General features: G+C 62.0%; 31 protein-coding genes. 9 read left to right on the forward strand and 22 right to left on the reverse strand.

The features are described from left to right. Positions 1-42: 42 nt before the first annotated feature. From E3T46_RS17555 to E3T46_RS17610, 13 genes are all read right to left on the reverse strand, one after another. Entirely contained in the window at positions 43-951 is a 909-nt protein-coding gene (locus E3T46_RS17555; RefSeq protein WP_134579544.1) for a DUF2303 family protein, read from the reverse strand. Further along, positions 944-1324, reverse strand: coding sequence for a hypothetical protein (locus E3T46_RS17560; protein WP_134579545.1), 381 nt, complete (start codon positions 1322-1324; stop codon positions 944-946). The genes E3T46_RS17555 and E3T46_RS17560 overlap by 8 nt, the downstream gene beginning before the upstream one ends. 65 nt (positions 1325-1389) lie before the next feature. Beyond that, the gene (locus tag E3T46_RS17565; protein WP_134579546.1) at positions 1390-1857 is read right to left on the reverse strand and encodes a hypothetical protein; all 468 of its coding nucleotides are present in this window, start codon (positions 1855-1857) and stop codon (positions 1390-1392) included. Further along, positions 1850-2896 (reverse strand): hypothetical protein, encoded by a 1047-nt coding sequence (locus E3T46_RS17570; protein WP_134579547.1) that lies wholly within the window; start codon positions 2894-2896, stop codon positions 1850-1852. Before E3T46_RS17570 ends, E3T46_RS17565 begins: the two co-directional genes overlap by 8 nt. Next, complete coding sequence (locus E3T46_RS17575; RefSeq protein WP_134579548.1) at positions 2893-3564, reverse strand: hypothetical protein; 672 nt, start codon at positions 3562-3564, stop codon at positions 2893-2895. The genes E3T46_RS17570 and E3T46_RS17575 overlap by 4 nt, the downstream gene beginning before the upstream one ends. A 157-nt stretch (positions 3565-3721) precedes the next feature. Further along, positions 3722-3976, reverse strand: a complete 255-nt coding sequence (locus E3T46_RS17580) for a hypothetical protein (RefSeq protein WP_134579549.1) — start codon at positions 3974-3976, stop codon at positions 3722-3724. Then, positions 3973-4332, reverse strand: a complete 360-nt coding sequence (locus tag E3T46_RS17585) for a VVA0879 family protein (RefSeq protein WP_134579550.1) — start codon at positions 4330-4332, stop codon at positions 3973-3975. The genes E3T46_RS17580 and E3T46_RS17585 overlap by 4 nt, the downstream gene beginning before the upstream one ends. Beyond that, positions 4329-5588, reverse strand: coding sequence for a hypothetical protein (locus tag E3T46_RS17590; RefSeq protein ID WP_134579551.1), 1260 nt, complete (start codon positions 5586-5588; stop codon positions 4329-4331). The genes E3T46_RS17585 and E3T46_RS17590 overlap by 4 nt, the downstream gene beginning before the upstream one ends. After that, entirely contained in the window at positions 5585-5746 is a 162-nt protein-coding gene (locus E3T46_RS18130) for a hypothetical protein (RefSeq protein ID WP_166790328.1), read from the reverse strand. The genes E3T46_RS17590 and E3T46_RS18130 overlap by 4 nt, the downstream gene beginning before the upstream one ends. Beyond that, entirely contained in the window at positions 5743-5997 is a 255-nt protein-coding gene (locus E3T46_RS17595) for a hypothetical protein (RefSeq protein ID WP_134579552.1), read from the reverse strand. The genes E3T46_RS18130 and E3T46_RS17595 overlap by 4 nt, the downstream gene beginning before the upstream one ends. Next, complete coding sequence (locus E3T46_RS17600) at positions 5991-6245, reverse strand: hypothetical protein (protein WP_134579553.1); 255 nt, start codon at positions 6243-6245, stop codon at positions 5991-5993. The genes E3T46_RS17595 and E3T46_RS17600 overlap by 7 nt, the downstream gene beginning before the upstream one ends. Continuing rightward, a complete protein-coding gene (locus tag E3T46_RS17605) occupies positions 6242-6496 on the reverse strand; it encodes a hypothetical protein (RefSeq protein WP_134579554.1) in 255 nt (84 codons plus the stop codon). The genes E3T46_RS17600 and E3T46_RS17605 overlap by 4 nt, the downstream gene beginning before the upstream one ends. Then, positions 6493-7260 carry a phage antirepressor KilAC domain-containing protein gene (locus E3T46_RS17610; protein ID WP_198419253.1) on the reverse strand — a complete coding sequence of 256 codons (768 nt, stop codon included), beginning with the start codon at positions 7258-7260 and terminating at the stop codon, positions 6493-6495. The genes E3T46_RS17605 and E3T46_RS17610 overlap by 4 nt, the downstream gene beginning before the upstream one ends. A 324-nt stretch (positions 7261-7584) precedes the next feature. Between E3T46_RS17610 and E3T46_RS17615 the strand changes: the two genes are divergently transcribed. Beyond that, entirely contained in the window at positions 7585-7821 is a 237-nt protein-coding gene (locus E3T46_RS17615) for a hypothetical protein (RefSeq protein ID WP_134579555.1), read from the forward strand. A gap of 58 nt (positions 7822-7879) precedes the next feature. Here the strand turns inward: E3T46_RS17615 and E3T46_RS18135 are convergent, their stop codons facing one another. The 3 genes from E3T46_RS18135 to E3T46_RS17625 all read right to left on the reverse strand — a co-directional run bounded on the left by E3T46_RS18135 (position 7880) and on the right by E3T46_RS17625 (position 9076). Next, on the reverse strand, positions 7880-8023 hold the full coding sequence (locus E3T46_RS18135; protein ID WP_166790329.1) for a hypothetical protein: 144 nt from the start codon (positions 8021-8023) through the stop codon (positions 7880-7882). A 2-nt stretch (positions 8024-8025) separates the two neighbouring features. Beyond that, entirely contained in the window at positions 8026-8211 is a 186-nt protein-coding gene (locus E3T46_RS17620; protein ID WP_134579556.1) for a hypothetical protein, read from the reverse strand. A gap of 667 nt (positions 8212-8878) precedes the next feature. Then, positions 8879-9076: a helix-turn-helix domain-containing protein gene (locus tag E3T46_RS17625; protein ID WP_134473058.1), complete on the reverse strand. Its 198-nt coding sequence runs from the start codon at positions 9074-9076 to the stop codon at positions 8879-8881. A 408-nt stretch (positions 9077-9484) separates the two neighbouring features. Here E3T46_RS17625 and E3T46_RS17630 point away from each other — a divergent pair, with 408 nt between their 5' ends. From E3T46_RS17630 to E3T46_RS17640, 3 genes are read left to right on the forward strand one after another with little or no spacing between them, the layout of a single operon-like run. After that, a complete protein-coding gene (locus E3T46_RS17630; protein WP_134579557.1) occupies positions 9485-9970 on the forward strand; it encodes a helix-turn-helix transcriptional regulator in 486 nt (161 codons plus the stop codon). Beyond that, positions 9960-10346: an ImmA/IrrE family metallo-endopeptidase gene (locus tag E3T46_RS17635; RefSeq protein WP_166790330.1), complete on the forward strand. Its 387-nt coding sequence runs from the start codon at positions 9960-9962 to the stop codon at positions 10344-10346. Before E3T46_RS17630 ends, E3T46_RS17635 begins: the two co-directional genes overlap by 11 nt. After that, on the forward strand, positions 10343-11536 hold the full coding sequence (locus tag E3T46_RS17640) for a site-specific integrase (protein ID WP_134579558.1): 1194 nt from the start codon (positions 10343-10345) through the stop codon (positions 11534-11536). Before E3T46_RS17635 ends, E3T46_RS17640 begins: the two co-directional genes overlap by 4 nt. Before the next feature lie 98 nt (positions 11537-11634). On the opposite strand, the gene E3T46_RS17645 is transcribed toward E3T46_RS17640, so the two are convergent. The 5 genes from E3T46_RS17645 to E3T46_RS17660 all read right to left on the reverse strand — a co-directional run bounded on the left by E3T46_RS17645 (position 11635) and on the right by E3T46_RS17660 (position 14170). Beyond that, on the reverse strand, positions 11635-12807 hold the full coding sequence (locus tag E3T46_RS17645; RefSeq protein ID WP_134479240.1) for a tyrosine-type recombinase/integrase: 1173 nt from the start codon (positions 12805-12807) through the stop codon (positions 11635-11637). Positions 12808-12908: 101 nt separating this feature from the next. Beyond that, a complete protein-coding gene (locus E3T46_RS17650) occupies positions 12909-13103 on the reverse strand; it encodes a hypothetical protein (protein ID WP_134479241.1) in 195 nt (64 codons plus the stop codon). Beyond that, complete coding sequence (locus tag E3T46_RS18785; RefSeq protein WP_255455293.1) at positions 13075-13206, reverse strand: hypothetical protein; 132 nt, start codon at positions 13204-13206, stop codon at positions 13075-13077. Before E3T46_RS18785 ends, E3T46_RS17650 begins: the two co-directional genes overlap by 29 nt. 1 nt (position 13207) lies before the next feature. After that, positions 13208-13492 carry a helix-turn-helix transcriptional regulator gene (locus tag E3T46_RS18140; protein WP_166790331.1) on the reverse strand — a complete coding sequence of 95 codons (285 nt, stop codon included), beginning with the start codon at positions 13490-13492 and terminating at the stop codon, positions 13208-13210. 78 nt (positions 13493-13570) lie between these two features. After that, positions 13571-14170, reverse strand: coding sequence for a helix-turn-helix transcriptional regulator (locus tag E3T46_RS17660; RefSeq protein ID WP_134479243.1), 600 nt, complete (start codon positions 14168-14170; stop codon positions 13571-13573). Positions 14171-14274: 104 nt separating this feature from the next. Here E3T46_RS17660 and E3T46_RS17665 point away from each other — a divergent pair, with 104 nt between their 5' ends. The 4 genes from E3T46_RS17665 (at position 14275) to E3T46_RS17680 (ending at position 16296) form a co-directional block, all read left to right on the forward strand. After that, complete coding sequence (locus tag E3T46_RS17665) at positions 14275-14484, forward strand: hypothetical protein (RefSeq protein ID WP_104193240.1); 210 nt, start codon at positions 14275-14277, stop codon at positions 14482-14484. 250 nt (positions 14485-14734) lie between these two features. After that, positions 14735-15076 (forward strand): hypothetical protein, encoded by a 342-nt coding sequence (locus E3T46_RS17670; RefSeq protein WP_134479244.1) that lies wholly within the window; start codon positions 14735-14737, stop codon positions 15074-15076. A gap of 434 nt (positions 15077-15510) precedes the next feature. Beyond that, complete coding sequence (locus tag E3T46_RS17675) at positions 15511-15873, forward strand: single-stranded DNA-binding protein (protein ID WP_104193238.1); 363 nt, start codon at positions 15511-15513, stop codon at positions 15871-15873. Between the two features lie 60 nt (positions 15874-15933). Continuing rightward, the gene (locus E3T46_RS17680; RefSeq protein WP_104193237.1) at positions 15934-16296 is read left to right on the forward strand and encodes a hypothetical protein; all 363 of its coding nucleotides are present in this window, start codon (positions 15934-15936) and stop codon (positions 16294-16296) included. Positions 16297-16406: 110 nt separating this feature from the next. Here the strand turns inward: E3T46_RS17680 and E3T46_RS17685 are convergent, their stop codons facing one another. Next, complete coding sequence (locus E3T46_RS17685) at positions 16407-16835, reverse strand: hypothetical protein (protein ID WP_104193236.1); 429 nt, start codon at positions 16833-16835, stop codon at positions 16407-16409. 400 nt (positions 16836-17235) lie between these two features. Between E3T46_RS17685 and E3T46_RS18145 the strand changes: the two genes are divergently transcribed. Continuing rightward, positions 17236-17568: a hypothetical protein gene (locus E3T46_RS18145; RefSeq protein ID WP_166790332.1), complete on the forward strand. Its 333-nt coding sequence runs from the start codon at positions 17236-17238 to the stop codon at positions 17566-17568. The last annotated feature ends 354 nt before the right edge of the window (positions 17569-17922 follow it).

The following is a 17922-nucleotide window of genomic DNA, read 5'->3' on the forward strand; positions in this document are numbered from 1 at the left end:
GGCGAGGGGTGTTACGGGTGCGCGGTCATGCCGCGCGGAGGGTTACTGCGGCTTCCCGAAGAAGATCGGGGCATCCGTGCCGGTGTGCACGATCCGCTTCTCCGTGGTGGCCTCGGCGCCGTCGATGCCGGGCACGACGACTGTCTCGTTCTTGCCGTCGCGGATCTCGTCGACGATGTCCGTGAACGCCGCGTCGAGGATGTCCTGAGGACGCACGATCGCGAACCCGAGCCGGAGGTCGCCGCCATTGAGCCGGAAGCGGAACTGAGCCGTCACGTTGTAGATCGGGCCACCGATGTACGGGCGCAGCCGAAGCTTCAACTCGGTCGGGATCGGGATGTTCCCCTTCTGCCCGGCCTTCGCCGTGATCGTCTCATCGAACCCGAGGTTGATCTGGCCCGACCCCGTGTTCACGGCAGACTTGAAATCGACCTTGTTGTTCGCCTGGAACGACGTGGCGAGTTCCAGCAGCGTGGCGCTGTCCGGGGTGACGCAGTCCGTCGCGCGCTCCTGGATGAACTCGGCGAATTGCGCCTGATTGAACCAGGCTGGAGTACCGACCGTTGTGAGGTCGCGAGCCAGCCATGCGAGCCACGGGATCGTCTTCACGAGCTCGAGCTTCACCGTGTGGCCTTGCCAGCCGTTCGGCTTGTCAAATCCGGTGTTCGAGTCGAGCACCGCGATCACCGTGCTCGCGACCTTGTCGGCGAAGACCTCGGTCTGGTCGGTCGCGTGCCGGTCGAGGTACGTCACGAACGAATAGGCGTCGGTGACGATGCGGCGGCCAGTAGCTCGGCGCGGGCCGGGTCCGTACTGGTCCGTGTCGATGATGCGCACGCCGCCATCTTGGTCAGCGACCGTGTACACCTCGCTGATGTCGACGCCCTGCGGCGCGAGCGCCTGGCCTGCGAGCGCGGATACTGCCTGTGCTTCGGTGGTGAAATCAGTCATTGTCGAGGTCCTTTACCTCGCCAGTGGCGGGGTTGTAAACGGGCATGTCCTTCGCGTCATCCTCAAAGAGAGGCATCGACGAGGGGTCCCGGCGGGAGAGGTTGTTGAGCTGATCCGTGTAGGCAATGGAGCCTTCACGGTTTCGTTCGGGCAGGTTGCTGGTGATCTTGTCGGAGAAGATCACCTCAGAACCGCCGGGGTTGACGAGCTTCACGTCGAACCGAACAGTGAGTGACCCGGGCTTTCCGGTGTCCTTCACCGCGGCGAGGACGGAACGAATCGCCTCCGCGAGCTCGACGTCGGTCTTCGGTCGGATCGACGCGAGAATAGCGGCGAAACTTCCGCCGATCTCGGACTTGTTATTCACTGACATGTGATTCCTTACTGCGTTGGATCTTGCATGACCCTGCGCCGGCGGCAGCAGGGAGATCTTGTGGGTCACGTTCCGCTCACGCGGTGTTCCGTGTCCGCTGCGCGCCAGTCGGCGCGGTCGGTACGGTGGTTGTCGAGCGCCGACTGAATCGTCAGCAAGAAGTTCCGCATGGCCCGCTCGCGCTGCTCGGCCAGGAGGAACTGCAGCCGAAGCTCGTAGGCCTTATCCCGTGCGCGGACGATCTGCTCGCCCTCGACGCGCGACATCTTCTCTGACCCAGCTCGGAGACGAACAGTCTCCGCGTCGAGGTAGTGCTCGTGGTCAGCCTTGGCCTTGGCGAACACCTTGCCGGCGTCGTTCAACTCCCAGTTGAAGTCGAACCGGATCGCGGCCAGGCGCTGCCCGAAGGTGGCGCCGGGCCCGAGCCGGCGAAGCGTCGCGATGAGCTTGGCGTGCAGCGGCACCTCCGGGTCGGGGTGGTCCATGCCGATGTCGCGGAGGACGTCGAGCAGTTGCGGCGAGATATCAGGCACCGGTGAGCTTCATCTCTGCTGCGTACTCGTCGGCGCTCTCGCGCTCGTACTTGTCCAGCTCGGACTCTTCGTCGTCGACCTCGGTGGGCGCTGGGGCTGCAGGTGCCTCGGCGGCGGGTTCGTCGTCGGGCACGACCTCCGCGTCGACGACGTTCTCATCCGGCTCGGGCACGACGGCTGGCTCGGCCGCCGGCGGGGGAATGTCCCGCGAGTCCTTCGTGAGCGTCGAGGCGTGCGTCATGATGGCCGTGCGGAGCGCCTCAGTCATCTCGGAGTCGCGCACTCGTGTGCCGTCTTTTGCCTCGAACCCTTGGATGCGCTGGCTCAGCACTGAGAGGTCGTACTTATCGTCCGTCGCCTCGATGAGCGCGAGCCAGTCCTCTGTCGGTTCGGATTTAATATCGGGCGTCGAGATCATTTCGCCGGCGTCGGTGACGAGCCCGCCGATCTCATCGGGGGTGTGCATGCCCATGATCACGTCCTGTGCGCCTTCACCGCACACCTCGCCGACAGCGCGCCACTTGCACATGTTCTCGGTATAGGCCTGCCATGGCTTCACGCCGCCGCCTTTCCCGGTGGCAGATACCTTCCACACGCCGCCGACCTTCGTGTACGTGCAGAGTTCCGCGCGCATCGCCCGGTGCGGGGTCCACGTCGACTTGTAGGTGAACTCAAGGTCGTCGGAGCGGGTGAGCGTTGCGGTGGCGGTGAAGTCGCCGCCCTCCACTGTCCCGTCTGTCACGACGCGCAGCGTGTGGCCGGCTCCGCGCACGAGCGCTGACATGAGCGCCGGGCTGATCGACGGTTTGCCCTCGATGATGTTGACGCCCGACAGCGCGGCCACCGGGTGAATGCCGAGCATCGCGCCCGTCTCCATGACGAGCAGCACTTTGCCGGGTGAGGGCGCCGGGAGAACACCGCCGCCCGGGCTGGACCAGAGGCCCTTGGGGATCAGGTCGCCCGCGCTGGCCATCGTGCGGGCATAGCCCATGCGAGCCTCAAGCGATTCGTTTCTGTAGACGGTCACGTCTGTACTCACAGTTGAAGCTCCTTTGCGAATTTGAGTGCGGAGCGAACTCGCGCCAGCACGGGGGTTGCGATGTCGATCATCGGTTGCAGCAGGTGCTCGACGTCCTTCGGAAAGATGCGCAGATGCTTCGGCTCGATCGCGCCGTTTCGTAGCTCGCCGTTGACGATCTCGCCCCACACGAACTCCGTGTAGAGGACACGGTCCCAATCTGCACAGAACATCTGCCAGGCGACCTGCCGAAACTCGCGTGGCGTCGGGCCGTGCACGATCTTGTTGTGCTTGACCTTCGCCTCGCCGAGGATGATTCCTCCGGGCGTGGACTTCATGGCGTCGGGTGTGGCGCCGAAACCCATTTCGCCAGGCGCATGAATGAGCACCGTGCTCTGCTGCAGGCCACAAGATGCGAGCAGGCGCGGCTCCCACTCGTGACCAGCCTCGGTGAATGCGTTTCCGTGGAAGCTTGACGGCTTCAACTTCGCGGCTGTGTAGGCCTCGATGGATGATGCCTTCACGTAGCCGGCGGCGTCGCTCGCGCCGATGACAGCGTTTGCGCGGGCGGCGAGCCAGCGCTCACGGTCCGTTCCGTCGTCGAGGATGCGCGAATGCCACGGCGGCACGAGTAAGCCCCGCTGTACGTCATTCTCAGCAGGGCCAGTAAGTGCTTTTGTGGGGGTCACTGCACGACCTCTAGTTCGTCTTTCCGAACCCAGTCAGCCACTCCGTCATCGAACCGGACCGTCGCCGATTGCGCCCGGACTTCGAGCACCGTTCCTTGCTGGCCGTCGTGTGAGTTGCCACCGAATGAGTCGGTGAATACGACTCGTGTGCCGACGATCACGAGACACGCTCGACTCGGATAGTGCAGTCGCCCATGATGCCCGCGAAGAGGTTGCCGAGACGTTCCATTTGCTCCGTCTGCGCCTGGGTGGCGGCGACGAGCGCCTGGGTGGCGGCGACGAGCGCCTGAGTGGCGAGCACCTGCGCGATGGCGGCCTGAGCCTGTGCGGCATGGTCGCTGTTCGCGTGCTTGGCAGTGTCGAGGCGGTCGGCGGATTGGTGCAGGAGATGGTCGACAGTGGGCGCAGTCACACCGTCACCGCCGGGGCAATCGCGAACGAAGCAGCTTCATGGCCGTCTGGCATGATGACGAACTCCGGCCCGCGGAATAGGCCAAATGCCACCCAGTCACACCCGCGCCCCTTGTATCCACCCTTCGGCTGGTCCCGTTTCAGAGCGCCGAGCAGTCGGCCAATGCAAGCCTGACCAACATGCTTGAACGGGTCGTCGCCGCTGCCAGATGCGACGAGCGCATCCTTCACGTCTTGAGCGGTAGCGATGTCCTTGCAGGCAGGGCAGATGAATGCCCACTTCTTGTGATCAGGTCCGAACCGTCGCCCCATCTCGGCGATCAATTCGTCCTGAGTGCGCTTCACCACGGTGCTCACGCGGACACCGCCGGGGTCTGGATGCGGAATCCGACACCATCGGCGTCGCCGCGGTACCGCTCCATGAGCACGAAGTAGCCGCGCTCATTGGCGAGCTTCTGCACGGCCGCGAGACTCACGTCATCGAGGTCGTTGCCCGACTTCATCACCACGATCTTCAAATCCGGGTTGCCACTCGTGGCCAGGTCGAAAGCAATCGAATCCTGACGGGCCGTGTTCAACTGCTTGAACGTGATGTCGCCGAACATGATCGCGTCGTCGCTCACGCTGAGGCCTGCAGGGAAGTCGGCGGCGGAGAGACCGTCAGCCTTCACCTTGTCAATGTCGGCGATACTCGCGGTCAGCGCGGCCTCTTCGGCGGTGCGATCGTCAAGCTCGGCGGCGATGGCGGCCCGGGTGAGCTGTGCGCGCACCTTCACATTGGTCTCGTCGATGCTGGCCAGCTGCGCGGCGACGGCATCCGGCGACTGTGGAGCGATCGAGGTAGCCACGCCGATCGCAGCACGCTCTGCGGCCAGCAGGGCGCCGCGCTGGGCACGATGCTCGTCCATCTCTGCGGCCAGCGCCTTGCCGCGCTGATCGGCAGCGACGCGGGCGAGCACAGCGGCCTCGGCGGCGTTGTTGCGCCGATTCACCTCCGTGTTGTGCTCGTAGATCGCATTGATCTCGGCATGCAGCGAAGCGGCCGACACCTCTGCATTCGGCACGCTCGCATCTGCCTGGGCGCATCCAGCCAGTTGCGCGGCCAGCCGTTTCACCTCGCGAGTCTTATCGGTGCGCCCATCGAAGAAGCCCTTGCGTTTCGCTTCGATCTCGGCGAGATTGAAGGGCAGCGTCACCTTAGACAGCAGCGTTTGGCGCTGCTCCTTGTCGGAGAGTTTCACGAAATCGACCGGGTCGAACAGCACGCCGCCAGTGATACCGGCAACGAACTCTTTCCCGCTGGGATACTTGGCGCCGTCCAGCGCGTATGCCGTGAGCGTCCCGGGTCCGTCCTTCGGGTATTCGCGGACAATACGGCCGTCCGTAAGCAGTATCTCCACCCGGGCGCGCTTGGCCTTGTTGTTCACCGGGTTCGGGATCAGCCTCGTGCCGGCCGGGTCGAAGCATTCCTCGACGGCGCTCATGAAGCTGGACTTGCCAGACCCGTTCGGTCCGGCGATCACCTGCAGGTAACCAGTGGGGAACATCTCGATCGTTCCCTCGATCCCCATGAAGTCGGTAACGGTGATCTTTTCGATTTTCTGCGATGTCATTGCATTTTCCTTGCGTAGGTGAAAGCGAGTACTAAGAGCAGCGGGACCATGAGGGCCACGCCGAAGAGCCGAAGCGGGGTGAGTAGGAACCAGGCGCCCGCGAAGATGAGCAGGGCGCCGATGACGGCGAGCAGCCAGAGCCAGCGCGCGGCGGTCACACGAACGCCCAGGTGCGGCGCTGCAGCAGGACGACCCGCACCTCATCGGCGCGGTACTCGGCCCGCCACCAGTCGTCTGGCGGGTCGGTCCGGTTGTCGTCGGCAGCCTCCGCAGCGATCCGGACGATGCCGGGCGGCGCGGGCAGTTGGTAGCCGGTGCGGCCGTCACCGTCGCTGTGCTTTCGCACGACCATGACCTTGTCGCCGTCGACCGCAACTGCTGGCGGCGTGTAGCCTGGCGACCTCAGCAAGGCTGCTCCGGGTGCGGATCCGGCTGAGCGTTGATCAGGCGAGCTAGCTGAACGGCGTGAATCCCGAGGTTGTCATGCACCCAGAATTCACCAGCCGCCAGAATTGCCAGCAGCCCCGGCACCGTGCGGCGCAGCGCCGCCTTGAGTTCGGCGGCATCCCGAAGTTCGGCGATTGCCCCGCGTGCCCTGGTATCGGTCAGGTCGGTGAGCGTGCGGATTGCGACCGTGAGGTCTTCGATGGCGGTCATGACCAGATCGCAATCAGACGGACACCGGCGGCGAGCAACGCCAGGATCGCCGCGACCAGCAGCCATTCCATGATCAGCCTGCGGCGAGCCCGGCCATTCACCCGCCGGCGCCGGTCGCTCTCGATGATCTGCGAACCGTGCGTAGGTTCTGGCGGGTACGGGGATGAGGGGCGGCGGCCGTCGAACAGGTCGAGGCGGCTGAGGTCGTCGTCCATCCAGTGCGGATTGGGGACCTTGCGGTAACTGCTCATGCTGCAACTGCTTTCGGTTCGGTGAGGATTACCCGCAAACGCTCGATGCCCTTGAGGGTCACGCGAACCTGTGGAGGATCAAGCACAATCTCGCCCGACTTCGGGTGATAGTGCGACTGGGGTTTCATGGCGAGATGGCCGATGTCGACGCGGGTGGCGTATGGTTCCCATTTGCGGGTGCCCGGTGCGCGAAAGATCCAGCCGAGGTCGTACATCTGGTCGAACAGGCGCTGCGGGCCAGTGACGATGCCAGCGCGAGCCAGGATCTTCGCCGACTCCGCCACGTCGTAGTCACCCTGAGCGGATGCCAGCTCGTCCCATGCCTCGGCGCGTGGCTTCGCGGCCGCGAGCTCACCAACGATGCGCTCGTTGTGCTCGAGCAGCGTTCCCACCGCGGCGTGCAGCGCCTTGATCTGGTCAAGGTCGGTAGCCGGGGCAATGTACTGGCCGGTCTTGCGGATCGCGGGGAGTACTTCGCGGGTGACCCACCGCTTGAACATCACGGCGCCAGCCACTCGCGACTGGAAGATCAGCTCGTACAGCCCGGCCTCGCTCACCGTTGCTGCCGACTGGTTACGCCCGAGCGAATCGATGATGTCGGCAATGCCGACCCCATCAGGATCGAGCCGACCGACCGCGTCCCGGCCATTGGCGAGGCCGAGGGCCAGGGTGACGTCTCGGGCGACGAACCACGGCTCGCCGTCGATGGTGAGTGTTCGCACCTCGGCGCCCTCAAACTCGAACGGTACGATCTCCGCACTCACGAGTGGCGACCTCTCCACCCGTCAGCGGCGAGTGCCTGCTCGTGGAGTTCATAGCTGCGTTCGCACTGGATACTGGCCTCGGTGGGTTCGGCAATACGCTTGCCGGTAGTCTTGGGCTGCATTGGATCTCATTTCTGTGTTGTGGCCCCCGACTGAACCTCGGGGGCTTTTTTCGTTTCTGGGGTCGCCGATTGGTGCCCCTTGATGGTGTTCAAACGGTGGAGGGTGCCCCGGCTCGCCCGAAGGAGAATCCTTGCGGCCGGGGGCGTCTCCTACAGTTGGGCTTGCGGTGTCAGATACCGCACCAACCGAAGGAGAAATTTCATGAGCACAACCGTGCAAGCAATCACGAAAATCATGGACACCAATAAGGCATCGATAGTCGAGCTGCTCGAGCGCCGCGACAGCATCAGCGACGATGAGTTCAGTGGTAAATTCAGCGAACTTCAGGCGGACGGCATCTGGTCGGCTCTCCTCGAACTTGCAGCGCGCGTCGACCATGCCCCGAAGGACGCCGCGGACAAGATTAGCCATGACCTCCGAATCGCTCTGGCTGGCTGACATAGATAGTTCCTCTCTTGACGGCCCATCCGTTCGTGCGGGTGGGCTTTTTTTGTGGTCAGTCGCGCGGGGCCGAGTGTGCGGCGCGGCATCCGGGGCATACCCAGCGGCCGTTCGTGATCTGCTGCTCGCCGTCGTACTCGCAGTGCTCGTTGGTCTCGGCGTTGAGTCGCCGGTTGCAAACGACGTACAGAGTCGCCACGGCTAGACGGTGCGAGCGGCCATCGCCCGGGCGACCTTCTTGGCGCTGAGCGGGCGGTACTCGGCAGTCCGTGCGTTGAAGATCGGGAGCGCGAACCACGAGCGCTCAGCGACCGGAGTCGCCACCTTCGCGGGCTTCTCAAACTTGATTCCGGCGATCTTGCGTGCCTTGCGTGCTGCAGTGCTCATGACGTTCTCTTCTCTGTAGGTGATGTCGGATGGTGATTGAGGGCGACGCCGGGACTGCACACCCGGACACTCCTATGACGGACGCGCCGCTTGACGTGGGTTATAAGGGCCAGTCCCCTTTACCGGTTAGGGCTCGACTCCAACCGGCGAACTGACTAGCTGCCGACGTTCCTTCGTCGTAATGCGCACAGCGTTATCGGCACCCGCCCAGCTACACCCGAAGGTGATGAATGGAATGGCGGATGCCCGATCAGGTAAAACAAGGTGGCGCGCCAGGGAGGCCGCGTTTGTGGAGCACCATGCGCTGGCAGGCACCTAGCTGCCCCGCATGTACACATGAACCGAGTACTTTCCTTGGTGGGGCGATGACCGTCGGATTGGCCGTTCCCTCGCACCGTTCGCAGCTCCTGCGTGCACCATCGTTCGGGTGCCCCGTATCGCAGGAGAAATATCCTTCTCGTGTTCGTTGTATGTAGTTATCAAGCTGCTAATCGCCCCCATCCCGACTCCTCCTCACGGAGTTCCCCGACTTCAATCGAGGTGTCTGCCGCCTTATGTGAACCGTTGGAGCTGGCGCACATAGATGGCAGGTCTGGCTTTGAGCGATCTCGGGGCGTGCGGGCACGCCGGCGGATTCCCCTCAGAGCGAGGGGAAAGAATGAAGGGGCTAGGCGCCGAAGGTGCGGGCGTCTATGAACTTCTGGAGATCGTCAGCACGAACGCGCTGATGCGGTCGGGTGTCGCCAAATTCCACAACAGGGAGCCGGCCAGCCTTGATCTGCTCATACACCCATACCTTCGACATCTCGATGCGCTGGGCCACGGTCGCGACGGAGTACAGACGAACTGACTCAACGACGGGCATTACGCGACCTGCTCGCCACGAACGACCTCGAAAAGAGAGGACATTGAGGCGTGGGGAAACGCCAGCATGACTCGGGCCATGAATCCGTTCGACGGGCTAACTTCACCATTGGAGACGCGCCAAAGAGTCGCGGGGGACACCCCGATGATTCTGGCGAGTGCCGCCTCCGTGTTGATGCCGTTCGCACGTCGAAGCTCGTCAAGCCTGGGCCGGTTGAGCACGAGAGCATCTTTAGCTCTGGCTGTATTGGTAGCTGCTTGCATGCTTGCAACATTACGCCAAGCATGCTCATCTGCAAGTTAATTCCATAAGCGAAATCCTTAAACGGGGCTTGAATCCGCGTAAATACGGGGTTTTCCGAATGCAAAGTTATTGCATACGTGCAATAAATGGCTTATCATTGCTGGAATGATCAAGCACATTACGTGGCCAGAGTTCCTTCGCATGATCGCTGGAGACGAGACGGGCGCCCGGATCTCCGAGCGCACTAACACGCCCGAATCGACGATCAGTCGCTGGCTCGCGGGCAAGGTCGAGCCGCGACCAAAGCAGGTAGTTCAGATCGCCGGTGCTTATCAAGCCGACCCCGTGCAGGCGCTGATCGCTGCCGGTTACCTCGACGAGTCCGAAGCTCTGTCTCTTGGATCGGTTCACCGCTCCCTGCAAATTCGTGACTTCACTGACCTGGAGCTTGCGCGCGAAATTCTTCGCCGAGTCGAAGCAGGTGGTTCGGAAATACTCGAGACGCCCTTTGATGGAGAACACCCAGCGATGGTCGAACGAGACAATGTCAGACCTATGCGTAAGGCTCGACAAAACACAGAGGCCGACGAACTGCGTGCTGTAGCCAAACCGGGGGACACGGTGATAGAAATTGATGAATTTGACGACTGATCGGTACGATCCACACGAACATGCCGATCACCTCGGGCTGACCGTTGCGTACCAGAGCCTGCGGTCAAACTTCGGGCTCTACGTTCCGGGCCGAAAAATCATCATCTTGCGCCGTGGCCTCAAGACCGCGACCGAGCGCAGCGTGCTCGCTCACGAGGTGGCGCACTTCCTTGCCGATGATCACCACACCGACGGCTTGTGGTCCATCCGGCAGGAACGGCGTGCCGACCTGTCCGCCGCCCGCCGCCTCATTTCCGCCCGCAGGCTCAAACAAGTATCCGAGTGGTCGCACGATCCACGCGAATGGGCCATCGACCTCCAAGTCACAGGCGACATTCTGCTTGCCTACCTCAACGCTGAAAGCAGGGCCGCATGAGAGCTGCCAAGGGTGAAGGATCGGTCCCGAAGAAAACCGATCGGGGATGGCGCGGCTACGTCACTGTCGGCGGGAAGCGCAAGTACACCAAATTCCACGCCACGAAAGCGGCATGCGCGCAGGAGAAGCGCGAACTGCTCACCAGGCGCGACGACGGCAAGCTCGTCGCTGGCACCGCGCCCACGGTCACGCAATGGGTCGACCATTGGCTAGAGAACATCGCGGGACCACGCGCGACGACGTACGCCATGAATCGGTGGGTGCTCGACAAGAAGATCACGCCGGAACTCGGATCGATCAGGATCAGCGCGCTCACCGTTGAGCGCCTTGAGCAGTGGGTGAAATGGCTGAAGGTCGCGCCCACCTCGCAGCGCCGCTACCTAGCCCCGTTGAAAGCAGCGCTGGCAGTAGCCGAGACGCGCGGGATGATCGGCTTCAATCCGGCATTGCGCGTTGAGCTCGGCCCGGTCGGCAAGGCTGATACGACTTCGTTCTCACGTGAGGACCGTGACGCCATTCTCGATGCTGCGACCGGCCGCAATGCTGCCCGCTGGCACCTGGCGCTGAGAATGGGAATCCGGCCGTCTGAATGCCTGGGGCTGGCGTGGCCAGACTACGACGCGCGCACCGGTAGGCTCACGATCCGCAACCAGCTACTGCGCGCAACCGGCGTGAAGGGACTGTTCTTGCAGCCGGCAGCGAAGACGGCGGCGGGGGAGCGCGAAATTCGTTTGCCGCGGTCGCTGATCACGATGCTCGATGCACACCGCGCTGAGCAGTTGCAGCTCATGGCCGATATGGGCGAGGACTGGATCGGATTCGAGAGCGGTGGCAAGCCGGTCGCGCTGATGTTCCCACAGGAAAACGGCAAGGGAGTCGGTGCCACGCAGGACACTCGACTATGGCGCGCGCTGCTCACATCTGCGGGCCTTGGAACGGTGAAGCGGTACCAATCGCGGCACACGTCCGCAACGCACATGCTGGTCGAATCTGGTGGAGATGTGGCAGTCGTGGCAAAGATCCTCGGTCACAAGGACTCCGCTTTCACCTATCGCACCTACGTGCATCCACTGGACGAACGAGAGGATGCTTTGGTCGATCAGATGGACGCCCCGCGTGCACCCTATCGTGCACCCTATGGAGCTAATTCCAGCGAACACCAGCGAACTCCCGAGGGGGCAGATCGTTGATTTTACGCGGAAGTCTTGCCCCCACGAACACCCACGAAACGGTTGTTCTCTCACTCGTAATGAGAAGGTCGTCAGTTCGATTCTGACAGGCGGCTCCACTAAATATGCTGGTCAGATAGGGTTTCTGAAACCAGCTCAGCGGTATGTTTCGCCGAATTTGCTGGATTTGCCCACAATTTGCCCACATTTGTTTTAAGTGCGCGGTTATTGAGGGCGTCTGCAACGGCGTCTAAATCGTCTTCGAAGAGGTCGCTGTAGACATCCAAAGTCATCGCTGCTGAGGCATGTCCGAGCATTCGCTGCACCGACAAAACGCTCGCGCCTGACGAAATTGCCAACGACGCCGCGGTATGCCGCAGCGAGTGCGGGGTGATCGCGGGCAGGTTTGGATGACGACGCCTGAGCTCGGTGACGGCCGCAGTGAAGGTACGACGCCGAAAGTTGCCACTTCGGAGTACGTCGCCATCCGGGGAGGTGAACACCAGTTCTTCCCGAGACTTGCCTGCGCACTGGACCTGGAGCATTTCGGTCAAGAACGCCGGAAACGGTACTGACCGTCGCTCGTGGTTCTTCGGGGTGCCCCAGAGGATGGCTCCCGTTGGCTCTGTAACGGCTTCAGCTACGTCCAGGCGTCGGCGTCCCAAGTCGAGCCTTTTGATCTTCAAGGCCGCCATCTCGCCCCATCGGAGGCCCGTATAAGCCAGCAGGTAGATCACTGTCGAAGAGGGCGCGCAGAGCGCGGCCAGCTCATCGACTTGTTCGGGTGTCAGATAGCCCCGGTCGCCTTCAGCGACGCGGGGGAGGCGCACTCCGTCACACGGATTGCGTGGGATGCGGCGATCCCGGACGGCGTATTTCATGACGCCGGACAGCACGACGTGAATCTTGCGCACGCTCGAGGGGGCCAGGGAATCGCTGAGCTCGGTGACCCAAGCCTGCACTGCGGTGTGGGTCACATCGATGAGGGCGACCCGGCCCCATCGGGGAAGAATGTGCTTCTTGAGAATCCACGCATACGCGCCGCGAGTAGTCGGCTTGAGATTTGAGTGGGCGCTCAGCCAGACCTGCGACCAGGCGTTGACGGAGATGCGCGCCAAGGTTGGATCGATCCATTCGCCTTTGTCCTTCGCGACGGAAACACTAGCCAGATACCGCTCAGCTTCACGCTTGCTGGTGAAGCCACGCTTGTCCGTCTGTCGACGGTCCGGCGTTCGATACCGCACCCGATATCGACGTCCGTTCGCCGACTGGTACGCGGAAATTGTTGCCATGAGTTCACCTCGGATTCTCCGCCGAGACTGCGCCCGACTGGTCGGAACTTATCGTTGCTGATCCAATGTTGCATCCAGCCACCGACACTCCGTTGCGGCGGCTAGTCCGCCCAGCCTTCAAGGTCCCAGCCGGCCGAGGCAAGGTAGGACGTGAGCTGGGCGATGCGCTGGACGGCACCCTCGAGGCGATCCTTGGTCGTGTCCCCGGCGTGGTCGCCTCCGCTTGAGTCAATCGCAGCATTGAGTTTAGCTGCCAGACGCCCGCGTTCACGGATCTGTTCGTGGAGTTCGCGCATGGTCGTGCAGCTGGGTGCGTTCGGCGCGGTCGGCGAGGGTGTTCCAGTCGTAGGCGCCGTTGGGCTCACCCGAGATCCAGGCATCGAACTGGACCACAGTCATGTCATCGAAGCTCGAGCTGACGTTGGCGATGTCGAGCCGGACCGATGATGTGGCGATCGGGGCGAGCAGGAAAATCGGCGTAACGCGGAAGGCCTGGGCGATGGTGAGCAGTTGGCTGACGAGAAGGTCGTCTTTTGCGGCCGGCTTCGATATTCTGCACGATCGATTCGGTGACATTGTTACCCGGGATGAGTTCTGCCAGAGCTCTCGCCCAACGGATGCCATGCTGCTTGCGAATCGCTTGAATGCGTTCGCCGATCCCAACCTGCGCCAGATAGTTCGTCACGCGCACAGAGTACAACTCGAGGCCGACACCTCGACGGCTCACACGCGGACGACAGTTATTCGGCCCGGGCTCAGCGGTCTACTTGGCCCATCCTTCGAGGTCCCAGCCCGCGTCGGTGAGATAGCTGCTGAGTTGTTCGATGCGCCGGTTTGCCTCGGCAAGTCGTTCCTGCGTGGTATCCCAGATCGCGGGGTCCGTGCTGACCTCACCCGGCGGCGTAAGTTCTGCCTCGATGGCCAAGTTGGTGGTGAGACGGCGGCGTTCGCTCAGGCTGGCAATGAGCTGGCGCGTGGCCTCGAGCTGCGAGCGTTCCGTGCGTTCGGTGAGGTCGCGCCACCGGTAGGTGCCATTCGTTTCCCCGGAGATCCAGGCATCGAATTCAGCGACGGTCATTCCCTTGAAGGTATCGCTGAGGTTGACCAGGTCGAGCGGGTCATGCGGGCGCCCGATTGGTGCCAGGAGAAAAACCGGTGGAACGCGAAGTGCGTGGGAGATGTTCAGGAGTTGGCTGACCGAGAGGTCCTGTTTGCGGCCGGCTTCGAGGTTTTGCAGGATCGCCTCGGTGACGTTGCCGCCGGGCATGAGGTCGGCGAGGTCCTTGGCGGAGCGGATGCCGTGCCGTTTCCGGATGGCCTGGATCCGCTCGCCAATTCCGGACTGCCTCACAAAACTTGTCATGTCGACACCGTACAGGGATTGACACTTGTCAAACAGTCAAAAACGTTTTATTGTGATCGCAACACGAGATAACGAGTGTCTCGTGTCAACGAAGGGAAGTAGTGATGAGTGAAGAATTCGTTCTCCCGATTGTCGCGGCGGAACTGACGGGCCTAACAGTCGGCGGTCTGGCTCAGCTGCGTTATAACGGACGCGGGCCCCGGTTCTACAAGCCAACCCCGAAGAAGGTTCTTTACAAGAGGTCCGAAATCATCGCCTGGATCGAGGCGAGCGCCCAAGTGCAAACCGGCGAACCCGCCCTCGTGACACGGTGAGGCCGCTCCTCCTGCTGCCAGCGCCGAAACGGCGGGCCGGCGGCAGGCCAAAGAAAAAGCCCCGGGTTGCACCCCGGGGCAAAGATCGAACACCCTCAAAGGATCTGATCTATGACCAGAATACTAAAATTCTGCCATCTCGCAACGCCTCGCACCCGACCCGGTGGGTGAGAGCAGCGTGGGCCTATACGCGGCCAAGGGCGCCGTTCTTGTGGCTGCGCGTTTGGGTCTCGGGCACGCGGCGACCCGGTTGCTGCTGCACATGGCACTGGAAAGCTGGGACGACACCGACAACCCCGGCAATCAACCGCCGCGCCGATACTTCGCATCCCGCGAATCATCGGCGATCGCCCTGGGCTATCTGGCTCCTGACAACGGATCAGAATCGGCACATCATTCGGTCAAGCGGGCGATTGCAGAACTCGTCGCCAGCGGCGCGATCGAGAGAGTCAGCTCCGGCAGTCGAGGCCACAATGCCGAGTTCAATCTGCTCGTCGACAGCGCGAAACCGGGCGGTCACCGACGATACGAAACCAACGTCATTCCGATGCTTCGGCGCGGAGGTTTGGGGGCCGGTGAACGGCCCCCGTAGGGGGCCGTTTAGCGTACCGATAGGGGGCCAGATCTGGCCCTATAGGGGGCCGGTGATCGGCCCCCCTAACAGTACTAACAGGACAAACAAAACATTAACAGTACGCGCGCGCGAAAAACGCCTGTGGATAACTTGCCAAAACGGCCGCCGAATGCCGCCCGATCGCGGCCACAATCGGCGCGCATCGCCACCGCGTGAACACAATTTGTGACCTGTCCGACCGACCACAATAGATCGCTGTGCGCCTACCGTTTCCAGATTCTCAGACGCGGTCGCAGGCTCCCTCACTTCGTCTGAGATTCTGTGCACTCGCGGAGCTCCCGCTCGCTATCGAATTTTCTCGCCGGAAGGCACCAGAAACAGTTGGTCGAAGAACCCAAGGCCAACGACACCCACCGCACGTCAACGCAGCACTCATCGAAGGAGAAGCACTCATGACCACACGCACCATCATCGGCAACCTGGCTCTCGACCCCGAAGTCGTCACTGCCGGCAGCATCCAGATCACCAAGCTGCGCGTCATCGAAAACACCGGCGAATACCGGGGCGGCAAATGGCTCGCCCACGACGCCGCCACAACACATTTCGTGGAAGCCAAGTTCGAGCTCGGCCAGAACGTCGCCGCCACCCTGCACAAGGGCGACCCCGTGATCGTCGTTGGCCGCGAGCACACCGACAGCTGGGGCGACGAGCAAGCACGCCAATACGGCCGCGTCATTGACGCCGACAACGTCGGCCCCGACCTCAACCGGGCCGTCGCCACCGTTCGCCGTAACTCCAAGCCTGACACCGAATAGCCATCCCGGGTGGGCCGCACGCGCGGCCCACCCACACAACCTCGTGAAAGGAGCACCACCATGAACGACCACGACAGCGAATTGATCAGCCGGGCGAACGAGCTCGCCGACATCGCACGCAGCTTGGCGCACGCGACTCGGGCGATCGACCGGCCCTACGACTCGTACCTGCTGCTCGGATGCCTGACCGCCACGCAGCGCTCGCTGGGCCAGGTCTACGACCAGCTCGCCAACTGGCACGGCAACGTCATCGACGGCGTCCAGTGCAACGGTGAAGACGGCTGCGGCGCCGGCTGCGCACCCGGAGTCGCCCGTGCGGAACTCGGCCTCCGCGACGCCGCTCAATTCGCCGGCATCGTCGAGGACGCCCTCCTGCAAGCTCACAACGCCAACAGCGTCGTCCGCTGGTTCGACGGCGTTTAGTCGGATGTCATGGCGTCGAGGAAGGGTTTCCGTATCGGATCACCGACCTTGCCCCTGAGAGGGTGTGCACACCGATAGCTTGGTCGCGTAGGCCAAAGTAGGTTCCCCGACTATTGCGCCTTGGGACGTTTCCCTTGGATGTAGGAGTCAACAGGCGGGCGTGAATCGAGCCAAGGCCAGTCGTCTTCACGTGGGAAGGGCGCTAAGACCTTGAGGATTTTGGGGAGGCCGAGTTCCGTGCGCATGGCATCTCGAAGAACGTGAATGAGGTCGCGTGTCTGAAACCATACGGGGTAATAGTCATCGAAGTTCAGTCTCAACTCGATCGGTGCGGTCACGGCGAGGAGTGCACCAGAGACACGATCCGCGAGATCCACTACTTCGGGCGAGGCAAGTAGTTCGACTTCACCGAGCAGCGGCTGCAAGGAGGTCTCCCACATCCTCGTGTACTCGTATAAGTCGGCGAGGATCAACTCGTCATCTGCGCTGATCGGCCTCGATTCAGTGGGCAGAAATATCCCAATCGTGTCGATCTCCATGTGCAGAGATTCTGACATTGCAAGAAATTTTGCGTACGCAGTTCGTCGATCCGCCAGCCACCGTCTTTCATCTTCGGCGGTCAACCTCCGCCTTTCTGCTCCGCGGCCGAGCAAGCCAGTGAGGAGGGCGCCACCGACACCGCCAGCCAAGGCGAATCCTCCGGCAAGTAGGGCTATTGAAAGATCTAGGTCCACAGGATGAGCGTATACGCCAGTCAATGACGTCAACCCTCGGGCCGTAACGTCTGCCGTTGATCCAGGCGGAGTGAGCCGAGTCGAGGTAGCGACGTTCATGAGGCACTTGGTGGACGGCGTTGAGACCGTACGGAGTCAAACCTAATAGTGGCTGGCAGGTATTCGTTTGCCTATTCACTGGCAGCGAATAGGTAAACGAATAGGTATGGGGTCTCTTTCCCTGCCCCACCGCCGCCCCCTCGCTGCGCTTACTTCCCAACCTCCCACACCCATCGTTCCTCAGTGTGTAGGAGGTTGGGAAGTAAAGGGGTGGTGGTGGGACAGGGAAAGAGAAGAAAAGAGTAGAAGAAAAAAACAGAGGTACAAAACACAAAAGAAGAAAACTGAAAAGAAAAAAAGAGGGAGAACAAGAAGAGAAGACAGAGAAGAAGTGAAAAAAGTGACGAGAAAAGCTAGGGAAAGCCGGCAGAAAATGTGGGAGCCGACGGCAGGAAGTAGGAAGCAATTGGGTAAGAAAAACGACGAGCAGAAGCGGTGAGGTCGATGAGTTGAAGTGGACGATGTGCGGTGTGGCATGCGGGGCTGTGTCGGTGGCTGGGTGCAGAATCGTGTTGGAAAGCTGAAACGTTGTCAGTTCGGAGGCTGAGTGATGGTGCAGGTGACGGAGCGCGACGAGGCACTTTTGGCGTGGTTGGACGTTGTTCGGCTCGCCGATATGGACGCCGTGCGGTGGGCGTTGGGCGCCCTGTCGGGTGCTGGTGAACCGGTGTCATTGAACCGTCCCTGATTTCCTGCCGCTTTCTTTCTGGTGAAAGGATTCGGTTATGCCCAAGAAACACCCAACAGAGGTTCGCGAACGAGCGGTCCGTATGACGCTTGATCGTTTGAAGGA

Source organism: Cryobacterium sp. Hh11, assembly GCF_004404045.1.
GTDB lineage: Bacteria > Actinomycetota > Actinomycetes > Actinomycetales > Microbacteriaceae > Cryobacterium > Cryobacterium levicorallinum.